Annotated in this window: 6 protein-coding genes and 1 pseudogene; 4 read left to right on the forward strand and 3 right to left on the reverse strand. The window is 72.0% G+C overall.

The annotated features are described in order from the left end of the window. From ACTIDRAF_RS0219110 to ACTIDRAF_RS0219125, 4 genes and pseudogenes are all read left to right on the forward strand, one after another. A pseudogene (locus ACTIDRAF_RS0219110) lies at nt 1-659 on the forward strand (hypothetical protein); the annotation flags it as partial. A gap of 133 nt (nt 660-792) precedes the next feature. After that, nucleotides 793-2,745 (forward strand): Stk1 family PASTA domain-containing Ser/Thr kinase, encoded by a 1,953-nt coding sequence (gene pknB, locus ACTIDRAF_RS0219115; protein WP_016700332.1) that lies wholly within the window; start codon nt 793-795, stop codon nt 2,743-2,745. A 62-nt stretch (nt 2,746-2,807) separates the two neighbouring features. Next, complete coding sequence (locus tag ACTIDRAF_RS29830; protein WP_052168891.1) at nt 2,808-3,215, forward strand: nuclear transport factor 2 family protein; 408 nt, start codon at nt 2,808-2,810, stop codon at nt 3,213-3,215. 338 nt (nt 3,216-3,553) lie between these two features. Further along, a complete protein-coding gene (locus ACTIDRAF_RS0219125) occupies nt 3,554-3,832 on the forward strand; it encodes a hypothetical protein (protein WP_157163141.1) in 279 nt (92 codons plus the stop codon). Nucleotides 3,833-3,960: 128 nt separating this feature from the next. Here the strand turns inward: ACTIDRAF_RS0219125 and ACTIDRAF_RS0219130 are convergent, their stop codons facing one another. The 3 genes from ACTIDRAF_RS0219130 to ACTIDRAF_RS29835 all read right to left on the reverse strand — a co-directional run. Further along, nucleotides 3,961-4,602: an aminodeoxychorismate/anthranilate synthase component II gene (locus ACTIDRAF_RS0219130; protein WP_016700335.1), complete on the reverse strand. Its 642-nt coding sequence runs from the start codon at nt 4,600-4,602 to the stop codon at nt 3,961-3,963. Nucleotides 4,603-4,641: 39 nt separating this feature from the next. Beyond that, nucleotides 4,642-4,818, reverse strand: coding sequence for a hypothetical protein (locus ACTIDRAF_RS34265; protein WP_016700336.1), 177 nt, complete (start codon nt 4,816-4,818; stop codon nt 4,642-4,644). 9 nt (nt 4,819-4,827) lie between these two features. Next, nucleotides 4,828-5,937: class E sortase (locus tag ACTIDRAF_RS29835; protein WP_016700337.1), on the reverse strand; the 1,110-nt coding region annotated here is incomplete at its 5' end.

Genomic DNA, 5,937 nt, shown 5'->3' on the forward strand with positions numbered 1-5,937 from the left:
GGGCTGGCCGGCCACTGCCGCCGCCGTCAGGACTGGCTCCGCAGCTCGGGGTTCCGAGGGTGGCCACGACCGGCCCGGTACCGAGCGTCCCGGCCGGGATGCCGCCGCAACCAGCCGGTGTCGTGACCGGGGGTCCGCTACCACCGATCGGCGCCGGTCATCAGGCCGCCTATCCGGGGCCGGGCCACGGCACCCCTCCCCCAGGCGGGGGGCGGACGGCACTGTGGGTGACGGTGGTGCTCCTGCTCGTGGCCGCGGTCGCGGTATCGGTGTGGGGCGTGACCCGCATCCTCGGGCAGAATCAGGAGCCGACATCCCACGACACGCCGGGGGAGAGGACGGACACGGAAGAGGAGTTCAGTGAGGTTCCCGGTCAACAGCGGTACCCGGGTGACACCCGCCCCACCGACGGTCCCGCCGGCGATGGTTCGCCGGAACGGACGCCGGTGGTGATGGTCGACTCCCGCGAGTTGCTCGGGAGGTCAGCCGACGTGGTGGCCGACGCGCTCCGTGAACAGGGGCTTGAACCTCGTCTGCGCACGGAGGAGGACGAGGGTACGCCGAAGGACCCGGCACACTGTTTGGTCGACCTGGTTGTTCCGGCCCAGGGCGAGGTGCCGGTCGGAACCGAGGTCGAGGTGTGGTGCACGCAGGAGTAGGGGCGGGGCACGCCCCACGCGGTCGGGTCCGCGCCAGCCGGCCCGCCACTCCCGAGGAGCGGCAGGGGTTCGGCGCCGGCCGTCGGGCAGGCATCATGAGACGACCGTTGACGAGGATCGGGACGACGTAGTAATGAGCACGCAGCGCCTGCTCTCCAACCGCTACGAACTGGGCGGAACGCTCGGTTACGGAGGCATGTCCGAGGTCCACCAGGGCCGGGACGTCCGCCTCAGCAGGGACGTGGCCGTGAAGGTGCTGCGTGCCGACCTGGCCAGGGACCCGACGTTCCAGCTCCGTTTCCGCCGGGAGGCGCAGAACGCGGCGGCGCTCAACCACCCCGCGATCGTGGCGGTGTACGACACCGGGGAGACCGAGACCGAGTACGGTCCGCTCCCCTACATCGTGATGGAGTACGTCGACGGCCGGACCCTGCGGGACATGGTCAAGGGCGACGGACCGCTGTCCAACCGCCGGGCCATGGAGGTCATGGCGGACGCCTGCGCGGCGCTCGACTTCAGCCACCGGCACGGCATCATCCACCGTGACGTCAAGCCGGCGAACATCATGATCACGAAGTCCGGCGCGGTCAAGGTGATGGACTTCGGTATCGCCCGGGCGCTGCACGACGGCCAGGCGGCGGTCACCCAGACGGCCGCGGTGATCGGCACCGCCCAGTACCTCTCGCCGGAGCAGGCGCGGGGCGAGGCGGTCGACGCCCGCAGCGACGTGTACGCGGCCGGCTGCGTTCTCTTCGAGCTGCTCACCGGCGAGCCCCCGTTCACCGGCGACTCGCCGGTCGCGGTGGCCTACCAGCACGTGCGGGAGGACCCGAGGCGGCCCTCCGAGGTGAACTCGCGGGTTTCCGCCGCCCTGGACGCCATCGTCCTCAAGGCGATGAGCAAGAACCCGGCGAACCGGTACCAGTCCGCCGCCGAGATGCGCACCGACCTGGTCCGGGTGCTCTCTGGTCAGCGTCCCTCCGCCCCGATGGTGATGACCGACGAGGAACGCACCTCCATGATGGGCGCCGACGAGGGCGCGGAGGGTGGGCGGCACCGGTCGGACGAGGACGACGACTACGACGAGCTCGCCGAGGAGGAGGAGCGCCGCCGGCGGCGGCGCAAGGGCTGGACCGCGGCGCTCGTGACGGTGCTGTGCGTGGTGGTGTTGGGCCTCGGCGCGTGGTGGGCGAGTGGCCTGCTCGGCGACCAGCAGCCCTCGGACCCCGCCCCGGGGGTCGACGAACCGGCCGTGGTGAGTGTTCCCGACCTCGTGGGTCTCACGGCCGAGGAGGCGGCTGCGGAGCTGGAGGAGCTCGGGCTCGTCGGTGAGGAGCACGAGGAGGCGTCCGACGAGGTCGAGGAGGGGATGGTGATCCGCTCCGAACCGGATCTCGGCTCGGAGGTGCGGGAGGGCGACACGGTCGCCTACTGGGTGAGCACCGGTCCCGACAGCGTCGAGGTCCCCGAACTCAGCGGCCTGACCTCGGACGAAGCCAAACGGCGGCTGGAGGAGCACGGCCTGGACCTCGACCCGGCCTACAGCTATGAGCCGACCTCGGACCCGAACCTGGTGGACCGGGTGGTCGCGCAGACGCCCGCCGCGGGTTCCGGTCCCGTCCCGGTGGGGACGTCGGTGTCCATCACCTTGGGTCGGGAACGGGAGCAGTCGACCGTGCCCTCGGTCGTCGGGCAGCAGTTCGACTCGGCGGAGAGCCTGTTGAACAGCCTCGGTTTCGAGGTGTCGCGGCGGAACGTCAGCGGCAGCCAGCCGGCGGGCGAGGTGGTGGCCCAGTCTCCCGATTCGGGGTCGAAGGTCGACCCGGGGGCGACGATCACGCTCGACGTGTCCGAGGGCGACCAGCTCACGATGACGGACCTGGCCGGCATGACGGTGGACGAGGCCCAGGAGGCGTTGGAGTCGGACGGCTGGACGGGTTCCCTGGAGCAGACCGAGGTTCCGGTGGACAACCTGGAGCAGGACGGCCAGATCGTCAGCCAGTCCCCGTCCCCGGGAGCGACCCTCGGCCGGAACCAGAGCGTCCAGGTCCAGGTGGGTTCGTTCAGCGTGTTCCCGTCGGGCTGAGACCGCCGGGCGGGGCCGTCGGCCTTCCGTGCGGAGCCTGCCGGTCCCGTACGCTGGTGGTCATGGACAGCTCCGCCCAGGACCACGTGCGGGGCACGACGGACCGTTACCTGAGCCGGTTGGCGGCCGGAGACGTGACCGGCGTGCTTGCGCTGTTCTCGGACGATGGCGTGGTCAGCTCGCCGATGACCGGCCGCATCCCCGCCCGGGAGTTCTACCCCGAACTCGCGGCCGCGACGCAGCGGTCGGCGGTGACCCCGTTGGACGTGTTCGTGTCGGTCGCCGACATGCGCCGGGCGGCGGTGCGTTTCCGGTACGACTGGCGGCTTCCGGACGGCCAACCCACCTCCTTCGACTGCGTGGACGTGCTGACGTTCGCCGAGGACTGGTCGATCGCCGAACTGCGGATCGTCTACGACACCCACCCGCTGCGCACCGCCTGGCGGGCGAGCCTGCGTGGGGTCCGCTGAGCCGGGGCGCCCTCGGGCGACCGGATGACCCACCACCGGGTGACATGGGCGGTGCTGCCCAGTTCGGCCGACCCCGGGCGGTGGCGGAGCCCTGACCGGTGGGCCACAACCGGGTCGAGGGCTCGTGGCGCGACCGGTTCCGTTCACGGCGCACGGGCGCCGGGATCCGATGTCGTCACCGACCGCGAGAGCCCTGCACCGTTCGCGTTGTTCGCCCTCCCCGCTCCCTCCCCCGGCCGGGCGGCTTTCCCCGGCTGCCTCCACGTTGCGTTCATCAGCCTCGGCGGTGACGCTGGATCCGCCGGCACGAGGTGCCGTGGGTGCCGAGGAGGTGGGAGGTGTCTGGGATGGTCGAGTACGACGGTCGCTTTCACGCCGACGTGACCTGCTGGGACGCCTGGGGCGCTGAGGAGCTGTTCACCGTGGAGGCGGACGCGGTGCAGGTACGGCTCACCTCGCCCGCCGGGAGCCGGGTGGGCCTGACGCCGAGCGCGGCGCGCGAACTGGCGGACGCGATCAGGTTCTCCATCGCCACCACGATCCGACAGCGCAGGGCGGCGGCCGTTCCTCGACCGCGACCGGAGGACGAACCCGCTCCGGACCCCCCTCCGGGGTGATCGGCCGGCGGGGCGCCCCGACACGGGGCGGGCTGGTCCTCGCGACGTCGGCGGTGCGCCGCCGGACTCCACCCGTCGCGGACGGGAGGCGCACCGGCCTCGCGGTGGGCTGGGGCGGCGGGACGCGCCTACGTGCGGGCGGCGAGGGCGACCGCGCGCATCCCCTGTTCGAGGTCGAGCACCGTGCCCTCCGGCACCTGGTGGCCGCAGTGGCGGAGCCAGTTCGCGAGCATCCGGTGGCCGCCGTCGGTGAGCACCGACTCGGGGTGGAACTGGACACCTTCCACGGGGAGCTCGCGGTGGCGCATGGCCATGACGACGCCGCTCGCGGTGCGTCCGGTGACCTCGAACTCGGCCGGCACGGTGCTCGGCCTGACGGTCAGGGAATGGTAGCGGGTCGCGGTGAAGGGCCGGGGGAGGCCGGCGAGCACACCGAGGCCCTCGTGGTGCACCTCGCTCGTCTTGCCGTGCAGCAGTTCCGGAGCGCGTTCGATGACGGCGCCCCACACCGCGCCGATGGCCTGGTGGCCGAGGCAGACGCCGAGCAGCGGGAGCCGGGCGTCCGCCGCGCGGCGGACCACCTCCATGCTGGCACCGGCCCGTTCGGGGGTGCCGGGGCCGGGGCTGAGCAGCACCCCGTCCACGCGCGTGAGCTCCGCCCACTCGACCTCGTCGTTCCGGCGCACGACGCAGTCGACGTCGAGTTGCGCCAGGTACTGGACGAGGTTGTAGACGAAGCTGTCGTAGTTGTCGACGACGAGAACGCGCACGGGGACAGGCTAGCCCAGCCGGCGACCGTCCGGCACGGCTCAACCGACCGTGTTGCCGTCCGCGGGGACGTCGACGTTGTTCCACGGCAGTTGGGGCTCGACCCACGGGAACACGACGAAGAGCAGCAGCGCGGAGACACCCGCCACGAGCACGAGTGCCAACACCAGCCGGACCGCGAAGGGCCCGGGCAGGTGCCGCCAGATCCAGCCGTACACCGATGCCTCCTAGGACTGGGACAGCTCGGGCGGAGGGCCGGCGCCCTCGCCTTCCTTGGGGTACTGCGCGGTCAACAGTCCGTGGATGATCATCCGCTGCCGGTCGGAGTACCTCGGGTGACAGGTGGTCAGGGTGATGAGCGGCCGTGCCTCGGGGACGGTGATGTCCGCTTCCCTGTTGCTGGGCACCGGGAGGATGACCTCACCCTGACTGGGGTCGACGATGTGCCGGCCCACCACGCCGCCGTAGATGCCGCCGCCTTCCACGTCCTGCTGGAGGAGCGAGGGCACGTCGACGCACTCCGGGCGCTCCGCGCGGGTGGCCTCCCAGTCCGCGAGCTCGTCCTCCATCGGGAGCACCCGGTAGACGTACCAGTTGTCCCGGTCCTCGACGACGAGGGAGTCGCAGCTGCGCAGCCGGTCGAGGTTGTTGAAGGGGGAACCCCAGCCGTCCCGGTGTCCGGCGATGGAGAAGTTGCCGACCTCTCCTGGCATGGCGGTGTTGACGTAGTGCCCGACTCCGATCTGGAGGTGGCTGTCGGAGGTGCCCTCGACGATCGGCATGTGGTAGTCCGGCCCGAACGACGGGATGAACAGTTGCGCGAAGGTGTCACCTTCGAGGACGGGCACCGCCTCGCCGCGTTCGTTCTCCCCCGCGGCCCAGCGCTCCTGCAACTCCACCTCGGCCTGCGCGCGGTTCCGCGCCGCGAACCAGTCGGTGACGAAGACCTCGTAGACGACGAACAGCAGGACGACCATGCCGGCGGTGAGCATCAGTTCGCCGACGGAGCGGGCGACGACCCGGCCGGCGCTCTCCCGCCGGGGTGGTGCCTTCCGGTTGTCCACGGCTTCGCTGCCGTCCACCTCCGGTTCGACGTCCGGTTCGCCGTCGTGGTCGGGGGAACGCCGGTCCGGGTGCTCGTCGGACGTCGCCCCGTGCTGCTCGGCGCCGGTCTCCTGCCCGCCGGTCGCGCCGGCGAGCGGGGGGATGAGCTCGGTGGGCTGGTCGAGCTCGTCGGGTGGGGCCGGTGCCGGGACGCGGGGTCCCCTCGCCCCGGGCGGGGCGGGTGGGCCGACGCGGCGGCGGCGACCACCGACGGGGGGCAGCTGCTGGGTGGC

This window comes from Actinoalloteichus spitiensis RMV-1378, from assembly GCF_000239155.1.
GTDB lineage: Bacteria > Actinomycetota > Actinomycetes > Mycobacteriales > Pseudonocardiaceae > Actinoalloteichus_B > Actinoalloteichus_B spitiensis.

Excerpts from the sequence above, each read along its gene's own strand:
- pknB (WP_016700332.1), top strand. The coding sequence starts at position 793 with ATGAGCACGCAGCGCCTGCTCTCCAACCGCTACGAACTGGGCGGAACG.
- ACTIDRAF_RS29830 (WP_052168891.1), top strand. The coding sequence starts at position 2,808 with ATGGACAGCTCCGCCCAGGACCACGTGCGGGGCACGACGGACCGTTAC.